Annotated in this window: 21 protein-coding genes; 14 read left to right on the top strand and 7 right to left on the bottom strand. The window is 71.4% G+C overall.

Annotated features, from left to right (window positions below):
* The first annotated feature begins 146 nt into the window (after window positions 1-146).
* Window positions 147-1,868 carry a 2-isopropylmalate synthase gene (gene leuA, locus IE118_RS03535; protein WP_189555738.1) on the top strand — a complete coding sequence of 574 codons (1,722 nt, stop codon included), beginning with the start codon at window positions 147-149 and terminating at the stop codon, window positions 1,866-1,868.
* A 186-nt stretch (window positions 1,869-2,054) separates the two neighbouring features.
* Window positions 2,055-2,756, top strand: coding sequence for a TerB family tellurite resistance protein (locus tag IE118_RS03530; protein ID WP_189555737.1), 702 nt, complete (start codon window positions 2,055-2,057; stop codon window positions 2,754-2,756).
* A 46-nt stretch (window positions 2,757-2,802) separates the two neighbouring features.
* Here the strand turns inward: IE118_RS03530 and IE118_RS03525 are convergent, their stop codons facing one another.
* Complete coding sequence (locus IE118_RS03525) at window positions 2,803-3,351, bottom strand: GNAT family N-acetyltransferase (RefSeq protein ID WP_189555736.1); 549 nt, start codon at window positions 3,349-3,351, stop codon at window positions 2,803-2,805.
* 336 nt (window positions 3,352-3,687) lie between these two features.
* Here IE118_RS03525 and IE118_RS03520 point away from each other — a divergent pair, with 336 nt between their 5' ends.
* The 8 genes from IE118_RS03520 (at window position 3,688) to IE118_RS03485 (ending at window position 11,862) form a co-directional block, all read left to right on the top strand.
* Window positions 3,688-4,440 (top strand): SCO2525 family SAM-dependent methyltransferase, encoded by a 753-nt coding sequence (locus tag IE118_RS03520; RefSeq protein WP_189556065.1) that lies wholly within the window; start codon window positions 3,688-3,690, stop codon window positions 4,438-4,440.
* 59 nt (window positions 4,441-4,499) lie between these two features.
* The gene (locus tag IE118_RS03515) at window positions 4,500-6,344 is read left to right on the top strand and encodes an SCO2524 family protein (protein WP_189555735.1); all 1,845 of its coding nucleotides are present in this window, start codon (window positions 4,500-4,502) and stop codon (window positions 6,342-6,344) included.
* Window positions 6,345-6,347: 3 nt separating this feature from the next.
* Window positions 6,348-7,265, top strand: coding sequence for an SCO2523 family variant P-loop protein (locus IE118_RS03510; RefSeq protein ID WP_189555734.1), 918 nt, complete (start codon window positions 6,348-6,350; stop codon window positions 7,263-7,265).
* The gene (locus tag IE118_RS03505) at window positions 7,262-8,227 is read left to right on the top strand and encodes an SCO2522 family protein (RefSeq protein WP_189555733.1); all 966 of its coding nucleotides are present in this window, start codon (window positions 7,262-7,264) and stop codon (window positions 8,225-8,227) included. The genes IE118_RS03510 and IE118_RS03505 overlap by 4 nt, the downstream gene beginning before the upstream one ends.
* 1 nt (window position 8,228) lies before the next feature.
* Window positions 8,229-9,236 (top strand): SCO2521 family protein, encoded by a 1,008-nt coding sequence (locus IE118_RS03500; RefSeq protein ID WP_189555732.1) that lies wholly within the window; start codon window positions 8,229-8,231, stop codon window positions 9,234-9,236.
* 102 nt (window positions 9,237-9,338) lie between these two features.
* On the top strand, window positions 9,339-10,553 hold the full coding sequence (locus tag IE118_RS03495) for a hypothetical protein (RefSeq protein ID WP_189555731.1): 1,215 nt from the start codon (window positions 9,339-9,341) through the stop codon (window positions 10,551-10,553).
* A gap of 512 nt (window positions 10,554-11,065) precedes the next feature.
* Complete coding sequence (locus tag IE118_RS03490; protein WP_189555730.1) at window positions 11,066-11,659, top strand: ArsR/SmtB family transcription factor; 594 nt, start codon at window positions 11,066-11,068, stop codon at window positions 11,657-11,659.
* 11 nt (window positions 11,660-11,670) lie between these two features.
* On the top strand, window positions 11,671-11,862 hold the full coding sequence (locus tag IE118_RS03485; RefSeq protein WP_189555729.1) for a hypothetical protein: 192 nt from the start codon (window positions 11,671-11,673) through the stop codon (window positions 11,860-11,862).
* Window positions 11,863-11,868: 6 nt separating this feature from the next.
* On the opposite strand, the gene IE118_RS03480 is transcribed toward IE118_RS03485, so the two are convergent.
* Complete coding sequence (locus IE118_RS03480) at window positions 11,869-12,081, bottom strand: DUF397 domain-containing protein (protein WP_189555728.1); 213 nt, start codon at window positions 12,079-12,081, stop codon at window positions 11,869-11,871.
* Window positions 12,063-12,896, bottom strand: coding sequence for a helix-turn-helix domain-containing protein (locus tag IE118_RS03475; protein WP_189555727.1), 834 nt, complete (start codon window positions 12,894-12,896; stop codon window positions 12,063-12,065). The genes IE118_RS03480 and IE118_RS03475 overlap by 19 nt, the downstream gene beginning before the upstream one ends.
* Window positions 12,897-13,011: 115 nt before the next feature.
* On the opposite strand from IE118_RS03475, the gene IE118_RS03470 reads away from it, so the two are divergent.
* The 4 genes from IE118_RS03470 (at window position 13,012) to IE118_RS03455 (ending at window position 15,237) form a co-directional block, all read left to right on the top strand.
* Entirely contained in the window at window positions 13,012-13,221 is a 210-nt protein-coding gene (locus tag IE118_RS03470; protein WP_189555726.1) for a hypothetical protein, read from the top strand.
* Complete coding sequence (locus IE118_RS03465) at window positions 13,218-13,433, top strand: hypothetical protein (protein WP_189555725.1); 216 nt, start codon at window positions 13,218-13,220, stop codon at window positions 13,431-13,433. The genes IE118_RS03470 and IE118_RS03465 overlap by 4 nt, the downstream gene beginning before the upstream one ends.
* Window positions 13,434-13,617: 184 nt before the next feature.
* Window positions 13,618-14,364, top strand: coding sequence for a DNA repair protein RecO (gene recO, locus IE118_RS03460; RefSeq protein WP_189555724.1), 747 nt, complete (start codon window positions 13,618-13,620; stop codon window positions 14,362-14,364).
* A gap of 36 nt (window positions 14,365-14,400) precedes the next feature.
* Window positions 14,401-15,237, top strand: a complete 837-nt coding sequence (locus tag IE118_RS03455) for an isoprenyl transferase (protein ID WP_189555723.1) — start codon at window positions 14,401-14,403, stop codon at window positions 15,235-15,237.
* 97 nt (window positions 15,238-15,334) lie between these two features.
* Here IE118_RS03455 and IE118_RS03450 read toward each other — a convergent pair whose 3' ends face one another.
* The 4 genes from IE118_RS03450 to IE118_RS03435 all read right to left on the bottom strand — a co-directional run bounded on the left by IE118_RS03450 (window position 15,335) and on the right by IE118_RS03435 (window position 18,501).
* Window positions 15,335-15,745: a Fur family transcriptional regulator gene (locus IE118_RS03450; protein WP_037639387.1), complete on the bottom strand. Its 411-nt coding sequence runs from the start codon at window positions 15,743-15,745 to the stop codon at window positions 15,335-15,337.
* A 76-nt stretch (window positions 15,746-15,821) separates the two neighbouring features.
* Window positions 15,822-16,709 carry a metal ABC transporter permease gene (locus tag IE118_RS03445; protein ID WP_189555722.1) on the bottom strand — a complete coding sequence of 296 codons (888 nt, stop codon included), beginning with the start codon at window positions 16,707-16,709 and terminating at the stop codon, window positions 15,822-15,824.
* Complete coding sequence (locus IE118_RS03440) at window positions 16,709-17,482, bottom strand: metal ABC transporter ATP-binding protein (protein WP_189555721.1); 774 nt, start codon at window positions 17,480-17,482, stop codon at window positions 16,709-16,711. The genes IE118_RS03445 and IE118_RS03440 overlap by 1 nt, the downstream gene beginning before the upstream one ends.
* 23 nt (window positions 17,483-17,505) lie before the next feature.
* Window positions 17,506-18,501, bottom strand: a complete 996-nt coding sequence (locus IE118_RS03435; protein WP_189555720.1) for a metal ABC transporter substrate-binding protein — start codon at window positions 18,499-18,501, stop codon at window positions 17,506-17,508.
* Window positions 18,502-18,662 lie beyond the last annotated feature (161 nt).

Here is an 18,662-nt window from a genome sequence, read left to right as displayed (position 1 = left end):
GAGCATCATGCGTTTCGGGCTGCTTCTCCTTAGCTGCCGCGGTGAGGGCCTGCAGTAGAGGCCGACCCCCTCCCCGCGGAGTTTGGCGCTGCGCCGTCGGCCGTCCACCAGGACACCCCCGCGGACCTCCGAGGAGCCCACGCATCATGGCAAACCGCCAGCAGCCCAGTTCCATGCCGATCCAGAAGTACGGCCGCTACGAGCAGGTCGACCTCGCCGACCGCACCTGGCCGCAAGCGCGGATCACCACCGCTCCCCGCTGGCTCTCCACCGACCTGCGCGACGGCAACCAGGCCCTGATCGACCCCATGTCGCCCGCCCGCAAGCGCGCCATGTTCGACCTGCTGGTGAAGATGGGCTACAAGGAGATCGAGGTGGGCTTCCCCGCCTCCGGCCAGACCGACTTCGACTTCGTGCGCTCCATCATCGAGGACCCGGACGCCATCCCGGACGACGTCACCATCTCCGTACTGACCCAGGCCCGCGAGGACCTGATCGAGCGCACGGTGGAGTCCCTGAAGGGCGCCAGGCGCGCCACCGTCCACCTGTACAACGCCACCGCGCCCGTCTTCCGGCGCGTGGTCTTCCGCGGCTCGAAGGACGACATCAAGCAGATCGCCGTCGACGGCACCCGCCTGGTGATGGAGTACGCCGAGAAGCTGCTGGGCGACGAGACCGAGTTCGGCTACCAGTACAGCCCCGAGATCTTCACCGACACCGAGCTGGACTTCGCCCTGGAGGTCTGCGAGGCGGTGATGGACACCTACCGGCCCGGTCCCGGCCGCGAGATCATCCTCAACCTGCCCGCCACCGTCGAGCGCTCCACGCCCTCCACGCACGCCGACCGCTTCGAGTGGATGGGCCGCCACCTCTCCCGCCGCGAGCACGTCTGCCTGTCGGTCCACCCGCACAACGACCGCGGCACGGCCGTCGCCGCCGCCGAGCTGGCCCTGATGGCCGGCGCCGACCGGGTCGAGGGCTGCCTCTTCGGCCAGGGCGAGCGCACCGGCAACGTCGACCTGGTCACCCTGGGCATGAACCTGTTCTCCCAGGGCGTCGACCCGCAGATCGACTTCTCCGACATCGACGAGATCCGTCGCACGTGGGAGTACTGCAACCAGATGGAGGTCCACCCGCGCCACCCGTACGTGGGCGACCTGGTCTACACGTCCTTCTCCGGCTCCCACCAGGACGCCATCAAGAAGGGCTTCGACGCGATGGAGGCGGACGCGAAGGCCAGGGGCGTCACCGTCGACGACATCGAGTGGGCGGTCCCGTACCTGCCGATCGACCCCAAGGACGTCGGCCGCTCCTACGAGGCCGTCATCCGCGTCAACTCCCAGTCCGGCAAGGGCGGTATCGCCTACGTCCTGAAGAACGACCACAAGCTGGACCTGCCGCGCCGGATGCAGATCGAGTTCTCGAAGATCATCCAGGCGAAGACGGACGCCGAGGGCGGCGAGATCACCCCGACCGCCATCTGGGACGTCTTCCAGGACGAGTACCTGCCCAACCCGGACAACCCCTGGGGCCGCATCCAGGTCGCCAACGGCCAGTCCACCACCGACCGCGACGGCGTGGACACCCTGACCGTCGAGGCCACCGTCGACGGCGAGCGGACCACCCTGACCGGCTCCGGCAACGGGCCGATCTCGGCGTTCTTCGACGCGCTGGGCGCCGTGGGGGTCGACGTACGCCTGCTGGACTACCAGGAGCACACCATGAGCGAGGGCGCCTCCGCGCAGGCCGCCTCGTACATCGAGTGCGCGATCGGCGACAAGGTCCTGTGGGGGATCGGAATCGACGCGAACACCACGCGGGCCTCGCTGAAGGCGGTCGTCTCGGCCGTCAACCGCGCGGCGCGCTGAGCAGCCGTTTCGTGCGGTTTGAGGGGCTCCGCCCGCCGTTCACGGCGGGCGGAGCCCCGTCGTTTACCGGCCAAAGGCCGTGGAGGTCACGGAAAGGTCTCACCCGGGGTACTGACTCCGGCTCACGGATGTGGCTAACATCACGCAAGCGCGGCGATGCTGCCGTGGCGTTGACGGAGGTGCGACGTGCTGCCAGAACGGGGACCCCACGGTCATACGGCTGCTGCCGGACTGTCGCGCCTGCTGGGCACCCGCACGGCGTGGACCGCCGTCGGCGACGGGGAGTTCTTCTGCCCCGGCTGCGGCGGTGACCGCAACTACCAGCGGCTCACCGGGCGCCGCCGTTTCACTCTGCTCGGCGTGCCGGTGCTGCCGCGCGGCGAGTCCGCCCCGACCGTCGAATGCGCCGCCTGCGGGCGTCACTTCGGCACCGACGTGCTGGACCATCCCACCACCACCCGCTTCGCCGCGATGCTCCGCGACGCCGTCCACACGGTCGCCCTCGCGGTCCTCGCCGCCGGCGGCGTCTGCTCCCGCGCCTCCCTGGAGACGGCCGCCGCCGGTGTGCGCGCGGCCGGCTTCGACGACTGCACGGAGGAGCAGCTGGCCGCGCTGGTCGAGGCGCTGGAGGCGGACACCGGCCGCTTCACCGGCGAGCCCTGCGCGGCGGGCCTCGCCATCGAACTGCACGAGGCACTCGACCCCCTCGCCCCCCACCTCGCCGCCCCCGGCCGCGAGTCCATCCTCCTCCAGGGCGCCCGCATCGCCCTCGCCGACGGCCCCTACACCCCCGCCGAACGCGACGCCCTCGCCACGGTCGGCGCGGCCCTCACCATCTGCTCGACGGACGTCACCCGCCTCCTGGCGGCGGCCCGGACGCCGTCCTGAGACGCCCCCGGCGCACGGGGTCCACGCTGCCGGGGTCGGTGGTCGCTCAGTGGTCCGGGGACAGCCGCAGGTGCATGATCTGGCGGTCCTGACCGGGGCCGAAGTAGTCGGGCCGGATGCCGTCGTCGGGCGGCTCCGGGCGGAATCCCAGAGAGCGGTAGAGCAGGATCGCCGGGTGGTTGGCGGGCTCCACGGTCAGCCGGACCTGCTCGATCCCGTCCTGGCGCAGCCGGGCCAGGACCTCCGTCATCAGCTCCCGGCCCAGACCGTGCCGGCGGCGGCTCATGGTCACGCACAGGCCGAGGATCCAGCTGTCCCGGTTGAGTGCCGTGGTGGCGGCCAGCACGTATCCGCGCAGCCGCCCCTCGCCCTCGTCGAGGACCAGCAGGTGCTCCGCGTACATGTCGTAGAGCTGGCGCAGCAGGAAGGCCGGATAGGCGACCTCCTGGAAGACCTCCTCGTCGAGCCGGCGCAGTTCGGGCAGGTCGGACTCCCGGGCCGCCCGTAGGGACGGACTGCGGGACCCCTGGAACCCGGCGGGTTCCCCGAGGTGCCCGTCGTGGTCCAGCGTGCGCTCCAGCGGTTCGGCGGTCATGCAACCCCCAGTCGGGACGTGCGGACGTCAACACGACGCACCGACCGTTCACACCGGGGTGATTGAAGGCTTCCGGTGGCGGCCGGTGATGTCCACTGGCTAGAGTGAGCGTCCAATTCACCGCGTGCAAGGGCGAGTTCGGGTGTGCAGAGATCTGCTGACGTGCGCCTGGTGTGCGCCCGTTCACTGAGGACTGGCGTGTTCCTGGCTGTCTCCGCGTGCCACAGCGGCCTACCGTGCGAGAACCGGAGATGCTGTTTCGCCTGCCGACGTCCACCGGGACGCGCAGACAGGGCACACGGTCTTGTCCGACTTTGAATGGAACGCGGCAGGGTGATGATGGACCGAAACGCCGACGCCCCGTGGTCGAAGTTCGATCCAGAGGCCTATGTCGACCTGAACTACCGCACCCCGCTCGAGGTCGACCTGCTGATCGTGCGGCTGATGCGCGACCACTTCAGCGGCTGCTTCGCGGGCGGGGTCCCGGCCGCGGTACGGGGTGTCGACGTGGGCGCAGGAGCGAACCTCTACCCGGCGCTGTCCATGCTGCCCTGGTGCGAGAAGCTCCTTCTGCTCGAGTACGCCCGCCCCAATGTCGAGTACCTGGAGAAGCAGGCGTCCCCGGCCGGGTACGACACGGTGTGGGACCCCTTCTGGGACGTGCTCCGCGACCACCCCGCCTACGAACGGGTCGAGCCGAGGAGCCGGTTCGGGGACATCGTGCGCGTGGAGCGGGCGAACCTCCTCGACCTCGACGGCCGGCGCCGCTGGGACATCGGGACGATGTTCTTCGTGGCCGACTCGATCTCGGAGTGCCCCGAAGAGTTCCGCCGGGGGGTGGCCTGCTTCATGGGCGCGCTGAACGAGGGCGCCCCGTTCGCCGCCGCCTTCATGAAGGAGTCCGTCGGCTACCGGATCGGCGAACACCACTACCCGGCCTGCCGGGTCGACGAGCGCCGGGTCCGGGAGAGCCTCGAGGGCTACGCCGACGGCCTGGAGATCCACGATCTGCACCATGTGGTGCGGCCGGGACACGAGGGAATGATCCTCGCCCTGGGGCGGCGCAGCTCGGAGATTGCCACGACGTAGGAACGGGGACCATGACTGCACACGGGGGCAACCCGGATCTGTGTGAGGCGGGGTAGGGGATGCAGATCAAGCCACGGCAGCACTTGCTGGAGTTGTGGCGGGCCGCGGCCCGTCATTCGTTCGAGGACGGCAAGCTCGTCTGGGGGGACACCGACGGGCTGAGCAGTGTCGCGGACGCGGAGCGGCTGCTGTGTCTGCTGTATCCGGCCACCGAGATCCCGGCGTTCCGCCTGGACCAGCCGGACACCACCGAGCGGGACGTGCTGCGCGCGCTGGAGCAGGTCGGCAGCCGGCTGGAGATCCCGCCGAACCTGATCACCGCGCTGACCCAGTTCATGCGCACCTACACCGGGCCCGACGACAGTCCCACCTTCGCCGGCGGACCGTACTTCAAACCGGCCGACGCCAACGAGGAACTCAGCTACGAACAGGGCAAGCTGGGCGTCGTCGACTCCTACTCCATGTCCGTCACGCTCTGTCTCGCCACCCTCGGGTTCCTGAAGGTCTACGAGAGCAGCACCACCCGCCCCGAAGTGCGCAGGGCGCTCGGCGAACTGAGGGACGCCACCAACAGCCGGCTGACCTCCGCGATGATCAGCCTGCTGCGCTCCTTCACCGTCAACGTCTTCGACGCCGAGTCCGAACAGGGCCGGCGGCTGATCCAGGTCATCGGGCAGAACCGGCACTCCGACCGGGCGGTGCTCCAGCAGTTCTCCCGCCGCTTCCGCCCCCTGCGGGCCACCATCATCGAGAGCCTCAGCCGCGGCATCCAGGTGGACGAGAGCATCCGCGACGAGAGCCAGCTCTTCGAGTGCGGCTGGGCCTGGGGCATCGTCCAGGACGCGCCGCGGATCACCGACCTGGACGTCCAGGTGCCGGGCCAGCCCGACGGCATCGCCGACCGGCTGCCCTACGTGTACTTCACCGTGGTCGCCCTGGACGGTATCCAGGACCTCTTCTCGGAGCGCACCCTCACCCTGGGCCTGCTCAACGCCGACCAGCAGAAGCTCGCCGAGGCGCTCCGGCTGCGCTGGGAGCTGAGCCAGCAGTACTGGTCCACCGTCGCCCGCTTCGGCAGCGACCGCTGGCCCCTCGAGGACCTCCCCTGGCAGACCACCGGACTGCGCCTGGAATCGGAGTACTTCTCCCTGACCGTCGCGGCCATCCTGGTGCACGACCTGGTCCGCCGGAAGGCCACCGACGACGACCTCACCCGCACCGTCGCCATCATGGAACGCCTGGCCGACCGGGGCCGCGTCACCAGCAGGATGACCAGGAACGACCCCGTCGTCCGGCTGCACGACCCGGGCGTGCTGATGCCGCTCGCCGGGTCCGAACGCTCCGGGTCGCTCCTCCAGTGGCGGATGACCGACTTCTCCGCCCAGCTGCTCAAGCGGACCGTCCAGCTCGCCGAACTCTCCCGCAACATCGACGCCCAGGACCGGCTGCTGCGCCTCGCCGAGCAGACCTTCGAGCACCTGTGGAACCGCAGGATCGAGGAGGGCCCCGGCGCCGGCCTCTGGGACAACGTACGGGCGGTCTACCCGGACGCGCACGGCATCACCCGCCGCCTGTCCTGGAGCGTCACCGAGCGCGTCACCGAGTGCCTGGTCGCCGCCCGCAACCTGTACGAGCAGCAGCCCATCCGCAGCCCGGAACTCGCCGAGCTCGCCCGGGACCTGCTCAGCGAGGCCACCCACCTGTTCGGCAAGGAGCAGCTGGAGGCGTCCACCACCGCCGACGGGAGCCGCGGACGGGCCATGCGGAGCATCGAGAGCCGCCTGGACCACGCCCGCGGTCTCCTCGACGAACGGCCCGCCACCGCCTTTGCCCTCGCCCTGCCGGTGCTCCAGGAGCTCGACACCCTGGCCCAGGCCCGGGACGCCGCCGGGCAGGAGGGCTGAGCCGTGCTCGTCTTCGCCGCCTCCGACAAGGGAGGCACGGGCCGTTCGGTCACCAGCGCCAACCTGGCCTACCAGCGCGCCCTCACCGGCGACCACGTCGCCTACGTCGACTTCGACTTCGGGTCGCCGACCGCCGCCGCCGTCTTCGACGTCCCCAGCGCGATGCGCGGCACCGAGGAGCAGGGCCTGCACTCCTACCTGGAGGGCGAGGTCACCGAGCCGGTCGGCATCGACATCTGGCGGCAGACGGAACACCCCGTGCTGCGCGCCCGGCAGAACCAGTCCGGCCGCCTGGTCCTCTACCCCGGCGACGCCGGCGGCGGCGAGTTCGCCACCGGAGAGGACGCCCTGGAGCGGTGCATCGACCTCTTCCTGCGCCTCCACGGCGAGTTCGACCTCGTCGTCGTGGACCTGAGCGCCGGCCGCAGCTACGCCGTCGACCTGGTGCTGGCGGCGACGGCCCACCCCCGGATGCGCAACGTCCCCTACCGCTGGCTGGTCTTCCACCGCTGGACGCACCAGCACGTCATCGCCGCGGCCGGCCTCGTCCACAAGGAGAACGGCATCGTCCGCAGCGGCGTCGACCGCGGCCACGACGAGCAGACCCTGCAGGGCAACATCCGCTTCGTGCGCGCCGCCGTCCCCGATCCCGAGTCGCCCCTGTGGTCGCAGGTGTCGCACGCCCAGGAAGCCTGGATGCAGGCCTGCAACAAGGCGCTGCGTCGGCTCGCCGCGGACCAGCGCATCGGTGACAGCGTGGTCCTCGGCACCGTACCGCTGGAGCCCATCCTGCAGTGGCGCGAACAGCTGATCACCGAGGACGACGTGCTCTCCACCCAGATCGCCAACAAGGAGACGCTGGAGGCGCTCGAGGAGATCGCCCGGCGGCTGACCGACGACTCCCACTGGGGGCGGCCATGACGGAAGCCGTGTTCCGCGAGACCACCGCCGAACCACGGACCCAGTCGGTGCCGCTGGCCCATCTCTCCCTGGAGCTGGGCCACTTCTACATGGAGGACTTCGAAGCGGGGCCGGACCACCTGCGCCGGCACCTCGCCCGGGTGCGCCCCTGGGCGGAGGCGGCCCGTGCCGCCGCGGCCGACCGGGCGGGCAGCACCCGCCCCCGGATCAGCACCTGCTTCCTCATCGACGACTACTTCACCCGCTTCTCCAGCCCCGCCGAACTCGTCCCCCTGCTGCTGGCGGAGGCCGACCGCGCCGGACTGTCCGTCGACTACCTGGCCCGCGAGTCCGGCTGCGCGGTCACCGGCAAGGTGCCGGTCGCGGAGGCGGTGGCCGGCCGCATCGTCGAGGAACCACCGCCCGGCAGCTACGGCCACCGGCCCCCCGCCGCACAGACCGGCTGGCTGGCCAACGGAGTGCGCAGCCCCACCGCGCGCGCCCCGCAGGCCATGCGGAAGGCCGCCGCGTGGCAGCCGCCCACCGAGACCGCGGCCCGCCGCCACTCCGTCTTCCTCGACGTCGAACTGTGGAACGACACCCCCGACGGGCAGCGCGTGTGGTCCTGCCCCTTCCTGGCCGCCGTGTGGCAGCTCGCCCGTCTCGGACTGCTGCGCCACCAGGGCGACGCCGTCCTCGACCCGCACCCCCACACGGACGCCGCGTTCCCGGACGACTGGGACGAACTGCCCGCGCTGATACGGCTCAACCCGCGGGCGGCGCCCTTCGCCGCCTACCGGACCTGCTCCGTGCTGCCCAACCGCTTCCTGCCCGTCGAGCACGCGGTCCGGGTGATCCTCGACCAGACCGACGTGGACCCGGAGGCACTGCGCCAGGTCGCCGAACGGTCCGCCCGGGAGGGCGTGCCCGTACCCGCCTCGGTGGCCGACCGCATCTCCTACCTCTTCTACGAGGGGTCCTGAGGTGCGGCCGGAGGAGACCGTACCGCGTGCCGTGCTCGCCTGCGGCGAGGTCCGGACCTGCCTGCTGCCCGCCGGGCAGGCCCTCGACAGCCGTGCCGCCGCCCAGCTGCTGCGCCTGCGCGCCGACGAGCGGGTGCTGGTCTCCGAGCGCCCCAACCTCTACGGGCGTTCCCCCGACGTCCTCACCGGAGTCGACTGCCCGCTGCCGAGCTCCAACGGCGCGCGGGTCCGCGCGGTCGGCACGGTCGCCGCCCGGGCCGCGCTCACCGAGGGACGGGTCCTGCAGACCTCCGCGTACTTCCGGGTCCCGGCCACCGGCCCCGACCACCGCCGGCCCTGGGGGCACTACCTGGTACGGCCCGCGGTGGTCGAACCGTTCGGCAGGCTGCCCCGCGACGCGGTCGCCGAGGGGTTCCTCGGCGGCGGCCGGCACGGCGACCTCGACGTCGGGCTGATCGCCGCCGGACTGCAGACGCGGCTGCTGCGGCACCCGCTGCTCGACCAGCGGCCGCCCCTCAGGTCCCGGCCCACCCGGCTGCGCTGGGTGGCGGTGCCCGCGCCGGACGGCGAGGGCCCGTCCCTCGAACGGTTCACCCTCGCGGAGGCCGAGCTGCGCACCGTACGGCTGCGGGTCCCCGAGGGCACCGGCAGCGCCGAGGTGGCCGGGCTCTGTGACGACCTCGCCCTGCACGACTGGCTGCTGACGACCCTGGTCCGCATCCTCGACGGCATCCGCCTGGGGCCCGGGGAACCCGCGCCGCGGCGCCGGCCGGCCGCCGCGGACGACCTGCCCGTCGTCGTCGGGGCGCTGAGGCCCGCCGTCGACCACCTGCTGCACCTGTGGATGCCGCGGGCCCGCGTGTCCAGGGAACTCGCCCCGCTGTGGGACGTGCTCGAGGACGAGCCCGGGTTCACCCGGCAGTGGCTCGCCCTGGTGCAGCGCGTCCGCGACCAGCTGACCCTGCACGCGATCCCTCCGGCGCGCCGGGAGGTGGAGCCGACGCCCTGATCCGGCCCGGGACGCCCACCTGCCGTGAGCGGTCCCGACCGGGCCCCACGCACCTGTCCGCACCCCGAACCGACGCGTTTTCCCGACGGGGGGAGAAGCGAGATGAGCACGGCACAGTCACCGCAACCCGAAGAAACGGCCGGCCCGCAGGTCACCGTGGGCCCGTCCGACCGGCCGGACGGCCGCCGGCCACCGGGCGGGCCGGTGCCGCCCCGCACCGCGCACGGCCGGGACCGGCCACCGGCCGGCACCGCCACGGACGGCCCGGAGGGGGACACCGACGCCACCCTGTGGCCCCGCAGACTGCTGGTCGGCCTCGTCGCCGGGCTGCTCACCTGGGGCCTGGCCGCGTTATTGAGCCCGGAGGACGGTACGGGGCGGCACCTGGGCGCGGCCGCGCTCTGTGCCGCGGCGGCGCTCGCCGCCCAGCACCTCCTCCTCGGCCCGGACCGCACGGCGGAGGAGCGGGCCCGGCGGGCCGAGCACCTGCTGGCCGAGACCGCCGCCACCGTGCGGGACGGACTGCGGCGCTACGACGACGAGTTGCAGAGCGGGCTGACCCGGCACACCGAGGACATGAAGCAGCTCGTCGAGACCCGCCTCGTCGCCCCGGCGCGCGCCGCCGAGCCGCAGCCCGAACCGGCACCGGCGTGGGTGCGCATCGAGTCCGTGCCGGACCTGGCCACCAACTTCGCCGAGGTCCTGTCCCCGGGCCTGCCGATCCTCACCACCTTCGTCCGCCTGGAGATGCAGCGGGTGATCGGGCACATGTCCGATCTCTCCACCCTCACCGCGGAATGCCCCGGGGAGAACCACGACTGGATGCTCACCCTCACCCGGGCCGCGGAGCACTCCATCTGCGCCACCAGCACCTCCGTCGACCGCGAGTTCTGGAACAGCGAACCCGCCAGCCGCTATCTGCACGCCCAGCGGGAGGCGATCGAGCACGGGGTCCCGGTGCGGCGGCTGTTCCTGCTGGAGAGCGCGCGGGAGCTGGACGACCGGCTGCTGCGGCTCTGCGAGGAGCAGCAGGTCCTGCACATCGAGGTGCGGGTGGCCGTCCTGCCGGAGCTGCCGCCGCACCTGCTGCGGGGCACCACCAACGACTTCATCGTCTACGACGAGACGGTGTCCTTCGAGATCGACCAGGATCTGCGCGACGTCAACATCAGGACCCGGCTCATCGCGCGCCAGGATCACGTCCAGGACCGCATGAAGCGCTTCCGGGAGCTCTGGGACGCCGGCATGAGCCTGCGCGAGCTGGAGGTACGGGTCGACGACGAGGAGGACGGCACCTGGATGGTCGACCGGGGATGACGGCGGGGGCCCTCGGCCCTCTCGTGTCTCCGCCGGGCGGTCCTCACAGGGTGTGGTGCAGCCAGCGCTGGATGGTGGTGTTGATGCTGCCTGACAGGGCGCTCAGGCTCTCGATGGCCTCGCGGTCCTCGGGGCGGGGCGGGATGCCGGCGGCGGTCGCGCGGGTCGATCGTGGTGTCGATGCGGCGGGCCGGGTCCGGCGGGGCCAGCAGGTAGTCGCCGTCCGGCGATCCGGCGGGCGCGGGCCACCAGGGGGCGGCCGAGTCGTCCGCGACGGCGCCGGGGTGGGTGAAGGCGTGGTGCGGGCCGTACTCGAAAGCGGTCGCGGTCATGGCCGGTCTCCTCACCAGGGGGTGTCGGTTCTGCTGGACAGGAGCGCGGCTGGGGGAGCCCTGGTTGCGCGGGAGCGGAAACGTCACGCCAACGGCGTCATCAGCAGCTCATCGACTTGCAAAGAAGTGGTTGCATGAAATCCGTTGCACAGCTTCCTTTGCAAAGCTACCTTTGTATCCATGGACGAGCCCAATGACCCGCAGGATTTCAAGGTCCACAGCCTCGATGCCCGCTCACTGCGCGGCCTGGCGCATCCGCTGCGCATGGAGCTGCTGAGGGCGTTGCGGCGCAACGGCCCGGCCACCGCCTCCCAGCTGGCCGCCAAGCTCGGCGAGTCCAGCGGAGCCACCAGCTACCACCTGCGCCAGCTCGCCGCCCACGGGTTCGTGGAGGACGCACCCGAGCACGGCAAGGGGCGGGAGCGGTGGTGGAAGGCGGCCCACGAGGGGGTGCGGTTCGACGACGCCCTGGTCAGGGACGGCGATCCCGAAGTCCGTGGAGCGGCCGACCTGTTCCTCCACGAGGTCGCCAACCAGCACACCCGGGAGATCGCGACCTGGCTGGGCACCCAGGGTGACTGGCCCGAATCGTGGCGCACCTCGTGGGACCTGAGCGACTGGACCCTGCGCCTCACTCCCGAGCTCGCGGACGAGCTGAAGCAGAGGATGCACGAACTGCTGGAGAGCTACCGCGCCAAGGCCCCCGGCGAGGGTGCCCCGGACGCCGAGCAGGTGCGCGTCCACACCCACGTCTTTCCCACTCGTACGGACTGAGAGGCTGCCCGATGCACCCCGAGACCCATCTCGCCCTGCACCGCGTCCGTGCCCTCGACCTCCGCGCGGAAGCGGACGCGTACCGCCTCGCGGCCGCGGCCGGGCCCCACCGGCTCCTGCGCGCCCGCCTCGGCTGGACGCTGGTCGGCCTCGGCCTGCGCCTGGTCACCACCGCGCCGAGGACGCCGGCCCTCGTCCGCTGACGTCCCCTACGCGGGCCGCGGAGTCATGACGCCGGTGGAGAGGAACGCCGTCCAGGCGGCCGCCCCGATGACGATCACCGGTCCGCCGGCGTCCAGCTTGCTGTCCCGGACGGGGACGACACCGGGGACTCCGTCGGCGACTTCGAGGCAGTTGCCTCCGTTGCCGTCGCTGTAGGAACTCTTGCGCCAGCGAGCCTTGTTCAGGTCGAACTCGCGCATCTTCTGAAGCCTTCCGCCGCCGATTCGATGAGGGCCAGTGACGCCTCCCGTGGCAATGCGTCCGCCCTGAGCAGATCGTAAGCCCGCTGCGCTCGCTTCACCACGGCCGGATCGTCCAGCAGGCTCCCCGAATACACGGCCTCTGTATAGGCGGTCGGCGGTGCGTCGTCGAACTCCATGAGCCGCAGGTCTCCGGTCATCACGGCGTACCCTCCGGCCGAGTACGGCAGTACCTGCACCACCACCGTCCGTGCCCGCGTGAGCCGCACGATGTGCTCCAGCTGCTCCGCCATCACTGCCGGCCCACCGACCGGGACCCGGAGCACGTTCTCGTGCAGGATGACCCAGTAAAGCGGCCGCGTCACCTCCTTGAAGATGCGACCACGTTCCACGCGCCCCGCTACCTTCTCGTCGATGAACTCGTCGAGCGCGAACGGATTCATCGCCAAGGTGACCGCCCGCGCGTAGGCGGGAACTTGCAGCAGTCCCGGGACCAGGGCGGGAGCGAACTCACAGATACTCGTCGCCCGTGTCTCCAGCTCCGCAGCCCTGGCGAAGTATGCGGCGTACCGGTGGTCGTCAATCAGCTGTGTGCACAGCCGCTCGAAAATACCGTCGGTTTGCAGAGTCTCGTCGATCCGCTGGGCCACGTCCCCTTGCGGTTTCCGGATGGCCTGTTCGAACTGGCCGATGTAGCCGCCCGAGACGAACACCCTCGTCCCCAGCTCCACCTGCGTGAACCCCGCCTCCTCCCGGCGTCGCTTGAGCTCCGCGCCGAAGAACTCCCACGCCGCCTGACGCGAACCGTTGGCCATCGCTAACCCCTTTGTGCAGCGCCGCACTTGTAGGGCGTGAACCCCTTCCGAGTGTAGCCACGGAGCGTCACTCTTGGGATACGAAGAGTGAAGGACGGAGAGGAAGGGAATCAGCGTGACGGCACGACACGCGGCGCACTGCGTCGAGGAAGCGGAGGAAGTGGTGAAGGAATTGCGGGCGGCACTCGCAAAGGCCGGAATTTCCCTGCCGTCACTGGGTCTCGACCCGGTGAGTCTCGCGCGGGAGGCGCCCTGTCCGCTCATCGAACTGGGGCGGTGTTCGGTGGAGACCGCGCGGCGGATCGCGGCGGCGGTGCTGCGGTGAGGCCGCCCCTGGGTGCGCACGTGGTGGACACCGGGACCGAGCGGATCGGCGTCGTCATGGGCCATGAGGGGCCCTACGTCCAGCTGAGACCCTACGGTGGCGGCCGGGAGTGGGACGCCGATCCCGGCGTCCTGCGGAGCGCGACCCCGGCCGAGCGGCTGCGCGCGGCGACCGCCTACGTCAACGCGCGCAGCCGGGGTGAGCTTTCCTGACGCGGTGCACCGGGCCGCTCGTCCGGTCGGAGCGGCGTGCGCGTCAGCACCGTCACGACCGGCCCGGTGGACACCCCCGGTCTGACGGGACCCGCCCCCGACGCGGAACAGGCCGAGGGCCTCGAGCGGCACCGGCCCGTACCCGTGGGCACGGGCCGGTGCCCGCGTACGGGAGAATGGGTCCATGAGTCTGTTCCGCGACGACGGCATCGTGCTGCGCACCCAGAAGCTGGGCGAGGCGGACCGGATCATCACCCTGCTCACGCGCGGGCACGGCCGGGTACGCGCCGTGGCGAGGGGGGTGCGCCGGACCAAGTCGAAGTTCGGCGCCCGCCTCGAACCCTTCTCGCACGTGGACGTGCAGTTCTTCTCCAAGGGCAGCGAGCTGGTCGGGCGCGGCCTGCCGCTGTGCACGCAGAGCGAGACCATCGCGCCGTACGGCGGCGGGATCGTGACGGACTACGGCCGCTACACCGCCGGTACGGCCATGCTGGAGACGGCCGAGCGGTTCACCGACCACGAGGGGGAGCCGGCGGTGCAGCAGTACCTGCTGCTGGTCGGGGCCCTGCGGACCCTCGCCCGGGGCGAGCACGCGCCCCCTCTCGTCCTCGACGCGTTCCTGCTGCGCTCCCTCGCCGTCAACGGGTACGCACCGAGCTTCACCGACTGCGCGAAGTGCGGGATGCCCGGCCCGAACCGGTTCTTCTCGGTTGCGTCGGGCGGTTCCATCTGCCCGGACTGCCGGGTGCCCGGCAGCGTCGTACCCTCGCCGCAGGCCCTGGAACTCCTCGGAGCGCTGCTTACGGGAGACTGGGAGACGGCGGACGCGTGCGAGGCGCGCTACGTCCGGGAGGGGAGCGGGCTGGTGTCCGCCTACCTGCACTGGCACCTGGAGCGCGGGCTGCGCTCGCTCCGGTTCGTCGAGAAGTGACGCGCGCAGCGCACAGCCAGAGGAGACGAGAGGCACATGGTCGTACGCGGGTTCCTGGGGCGTCAGCGCCGGGAGTACAGGACGCCGGAACCGCACCCGTCGGGCGCGCGGCCGCCGAAGCTCCCCCGGGAGCTGGTCCCGAACCACGTGGCGATCGTCATGGACGGCAACGGGCGCTGGGCGAAGGAGCGCGGGCTGCCCCGCACCGAGGGGCACAAGGTCGGCGCCGAGCGGGTGCTGGACGTGCTCCAGGGCGGGGTCGAGATGGGGGTCGGGGCGATCTCGCTCTACGCCTTCTCCACCGAGAACTGGAAGCGCTCCCCGGACGAGGTGCGCTTCCTGATGAACTTCAACCGTGACTTCATCCGCAAGACCCGCGATCAGCTCGACGAGCTGGGGATCCGGGTGCGGTGGGTCGGGCGGATGCCCAAGCTGTGGAAGTCGGTGGCCAAGGAACTGCAGATCGCCCAGGAGCAGACGAAGGACAACGACCGGCTGACCCTGTACTTCTGCATGAACTACGGCGGCCGCGCCGAGATCGCCGATGCCGCGCAGGCGCTGGCGGAGGACGTGCGGGCCGGGCGGCTCGATCCGTCGAAGGTGACGGAGAAGACCTTCGAGAAGTACCTGTACTACCCGGACATGCCGGACGTGGACCTGTTCCTGCGGCCGAGCGGTGAGCAGCGCACGTCCAACTACCTGCTGTGGCAGAGCGCCTACGCCGAGATGGTCTTCCAGGACGTGCTGTGGCCGGACTTCGACCGGCGTGACCTGTGGCGGGCGTGTCTGGAATTCGCTTCCCGGGACCGGCGGTTCGGCGGGGCCATCCCCAACGAGGAACTGCTGGCCATGGAGGGGCGCCAGGAGTCCTGAGCGGGGCGCTGGTGGCGTGCGCCGGCCGCCGGGCGCGTGGGGCGGCCCGGGCGCCCGGCGGCACGCTTGCCCGCGGCCGGCGGCCGGGCGGGGGGTGTTACGCCGCCGCGCAGTCCGCGCAGGTGCCGAAGATCTCGACCGTGTGGGCGACGTTGACGTAGCCGTGTTCGGCCGCGATGGCCTCGGCCCACTTCTCCACGGCAGGGCCCTCGACCTCGACCGCCTTGCCGCAGCTGCGGCAGACCAGGTGGTGGTGATGGTCGCCGGTGGAGCAGCGGCGGTAGACGGACTCGCCGTCGGCGGTGCGCAGGACGTCGACCTCGCCCGCGTCGGCGAGCGACTGCAGGGTGCGGTACACCGTGGTCAGCCCGACCGAGTCGCCCTTGTGCTTGAGCATGTCGTGCAGTTCCTGCGCGCTGCGGAACTCGTCGACCTCCTGGAGGCAAGCCGCCACGGCGGCGCGCTGCCGGGTGGCGCGGCCCTTCACGGGCGGTCCTGCGGTCGTCACGGGATTGCCTCCTCACATCGGGCGTCTGCCCGGGCCATTGTGCCAGCCCGGGCGGAGGAGAGTCGGGCGCCGGCCGCTAGCCGGCCGTCCGGCTGGCCGGAATCGCGCACTCCGCGGGATCGCCGCCCGGTTGCCCGGCGGCGATCGCCCGGGCGCGGCGGCGGGCCAGCGGGGTGGCCAGCGCGGTCAGCGCGATGAACGCGCCGATGGTGAGCAGCACGATCGTCGCGCCGGGCGGCACGTCCTGGTGGTACGAGGTGACCGTGCCGCCGATGGTCACCGTCACGCCGATCGCGACGGCGACGGCGAACGTGGCGGCGAAGCTCCGGGTGAGCTGCTGGGCCGCCGCGACCGGCACCACCATGAGCGCGCTCACCAGCAGCAGGCCGACGACGCGCATCGCGACGGAGACCGTCACGGCCGCCGTGACCGCCGTCAGCAGGTTCAGGAACCGCACCGGCAGGCCCGTCACCCGCGCGAACTCCTCGTCCTGGCTGACCGCGAACAGCTGCTTGCGCAGACCGACGGTGACGAGCACCACGAAGGCGGCCAGCAGGCAGATCGCGGTGACGTCGGACTCCGACACCGTGGACAGGGAGCCGAAGAGGAAGGACGAGAGGTTGCCGGTGGAGCCGCCGGGGGCGAGGTTGATGAACATCACGCCGCCGGCCATGCCGCCGTAGAAGAGCATCGCGAGGGCGATGTCGCCGCGGGTCCTGGCGTACCAGCGGACCAGTTCCATGAAGACGGCGCCGAGGACGGAGACCAGCGTCGCCATCCACACCGGGGACCAGCTGAACAGGAAGCCGAGGCCGACGCCGGTCATGGCGACGTGCCCGATGCCGTCGCCCATGAGGGCCTGACGGCGCTGGACCAGGTAGATGCCGACGGCGGGGGCGGTGATGCCGACCAGGACGGCGGCGAGCAGCGCCCGCTGCATGAAGGCGTAGTCGAGGATCTCCATCAGCTGAGCAGTCCCGTACGGATCGGTTCGGCGCCCGCGGGGGCGTGCGGGTGGACGTGGTCGTGGCCGGGCAGCGCGTGCTGGCCGACGGCCTCCGGGGGCGGGCCGTCGTGCACCACGCAGCCGTCGCGCAGGACGACCGCCCGGTCGATCAGGGGCTCCAGCGGGCCCAGTTCGTGCAGGACGAGGAGGACGGTCGCGCCCCGGGCCACCTGAGCCCTCAGGGTCTCGGCCAGGACCTCCTGGCTGGCGAGGTCGACGCCCGCCATCGGCTCGTCCATGATCAGCAGTTCGGGGGCGGCGGCGAGCGCGCGGGCGATCAGGACCCGCTGGTGCTGGCCGCCGGAGAGGGCGTCGACGGAGTCCTTGGCACGGTCCGTCATGCCGACGAGGTCCAGGGCGTGCCGTACGGCCTCGCGGTCGGCCTTGCGGAAGAGGCCGAAGCGGGTGCGGGAGAGGCGCCCGGAGGAGACGACCTCGGTGACCGTGGCGGGCACGCCTCCGGCGGCGGTGGTGCGCTGCGGGACGTAGCCCACGCGCGCCCAGTCGCGGAACCGGTTGCGGGGGGTGCCGAACAGCTCGATCGCGCCGTCGGTGACGGGCACCTGGCCGATGACGGCGCGCACGGCCGTCGACTTGCCGGAGCCGTTGGCGCCGAGCAGGGCGACGACCTCGCCGCGCCGCACGGTGAGGTCGATGCCGCGCAGCACCGGGCGCGCCCCCAGCTCGGCGCGGACGCCGCGCAGGGAGATGACGGGTTCGGTCGTCGTCATGCCGTCCTCCGGTGGTGTGCCGCTCACTTCGCGCCCAGGGCCTTCTGCAGCGCCGCGAGGTTGGCCTCCATGACCTGGAAGTAGTCGTCGCCGCGGGAGTCGTCCGTGATGCCCTCGACGGGGTCGAGGACGTCGGTGCGGAGTCCGGCGTCGGCGGCGAGGGTCTTGGCGGTCCTGTCGCTGACGAGGGTCTCGTAGAAGACGGTGGTGACGCCGTCGGCCTTCGCGGTCTGCTGGAGTTCCTTCACGCGGGCGCCGCTGGGCTCCGACTCGGGGTCCAGGCCGCTGATGGCCTCCTCGGTCAGGCCGTAGCGCTCGGCGAGGTGCCCGAAGGCGGCGTGCGTGGTGATGAAGACGCCGGTCCTGCGGTCCGCGAGGCCGGTCTCGAACTTCTCGTCCAGGGCGTTCAGCTTGCCGACCAGGGCCGCGGTGTTCTTCTTGTAGTCGGCGGCGTGGTCGGGGTCGGCCTTCTCGAAGGCCTTGCCGACTCCCTCGGCGACCTCGGCGTACTTGACCGGGTCGAGCCAGACGTGCGGGTCCTGGCCCTCCTCGTGCTCGTGGTCGTGGCCGTGATCCTCGTCCTCGTGGCCGTGCTCGTCCTCGTGCGCGTGCTCGTCCTCGTGGCCGCCGGACTCGGAGGCGTGGGACTCCAGGGAGGTCAGGGTGGCCGCGTCGATCTTCGTCTTCACCTCGGACTGGCCGATGGCCTCGTCGACGGTGGGCTGGAGGCCCTTGAGGTAGAGGGCCGCGTCGGAGTCCTGGAGCTGCGCGGTCTGCTTGGCGCTGATCTCCAGGTCGTGCGGCTCCTGGCCGGGCTGGGTGAGACTGGTGACGTTCACGTGCTCGCCGCCGATCTGCTCGGCGAGGAAGGCCATCGGATAGAACGACGCGACGACGTCGAACTTGTCGGTGCTGCCCGCGGCGGAACTGTCGGAGGAGCAGGCGGTGAGGCCGCCGAGGCCGAGGGCGGTGACCGCGGCCAGGGCGGCCGCGGATATGTGGCGTCGTCGTACGTTCATGACACTCATTTTCAACAAATATGGAAACCGTTGTCAACAAAGCACGTGAGCGGCCTGTAGCGGACACCGAATTGGTCGCGGGGCAGGACCCGCCGGTAGCCTGAGTCCTTCGCTGGAAGCAATCTCGCTTCGTCGCCCGTCGTCGTAATGAAGAGAGCACC

This window comes from Streptomyces pilosus (assembly GCF_014649835.1).
Classification (GTDB): Bacteria; Actinomycetota; Actinomycetes; order Streptomycetales; family Streptomycetaceae; genus Streptomyces; species Streptomyces pilosus.
The sequence above is the reverse complement of the archived record's forward strand: the minus strand, read 5'-3'. Positions and strand labels throughout refer to the sequence as shown.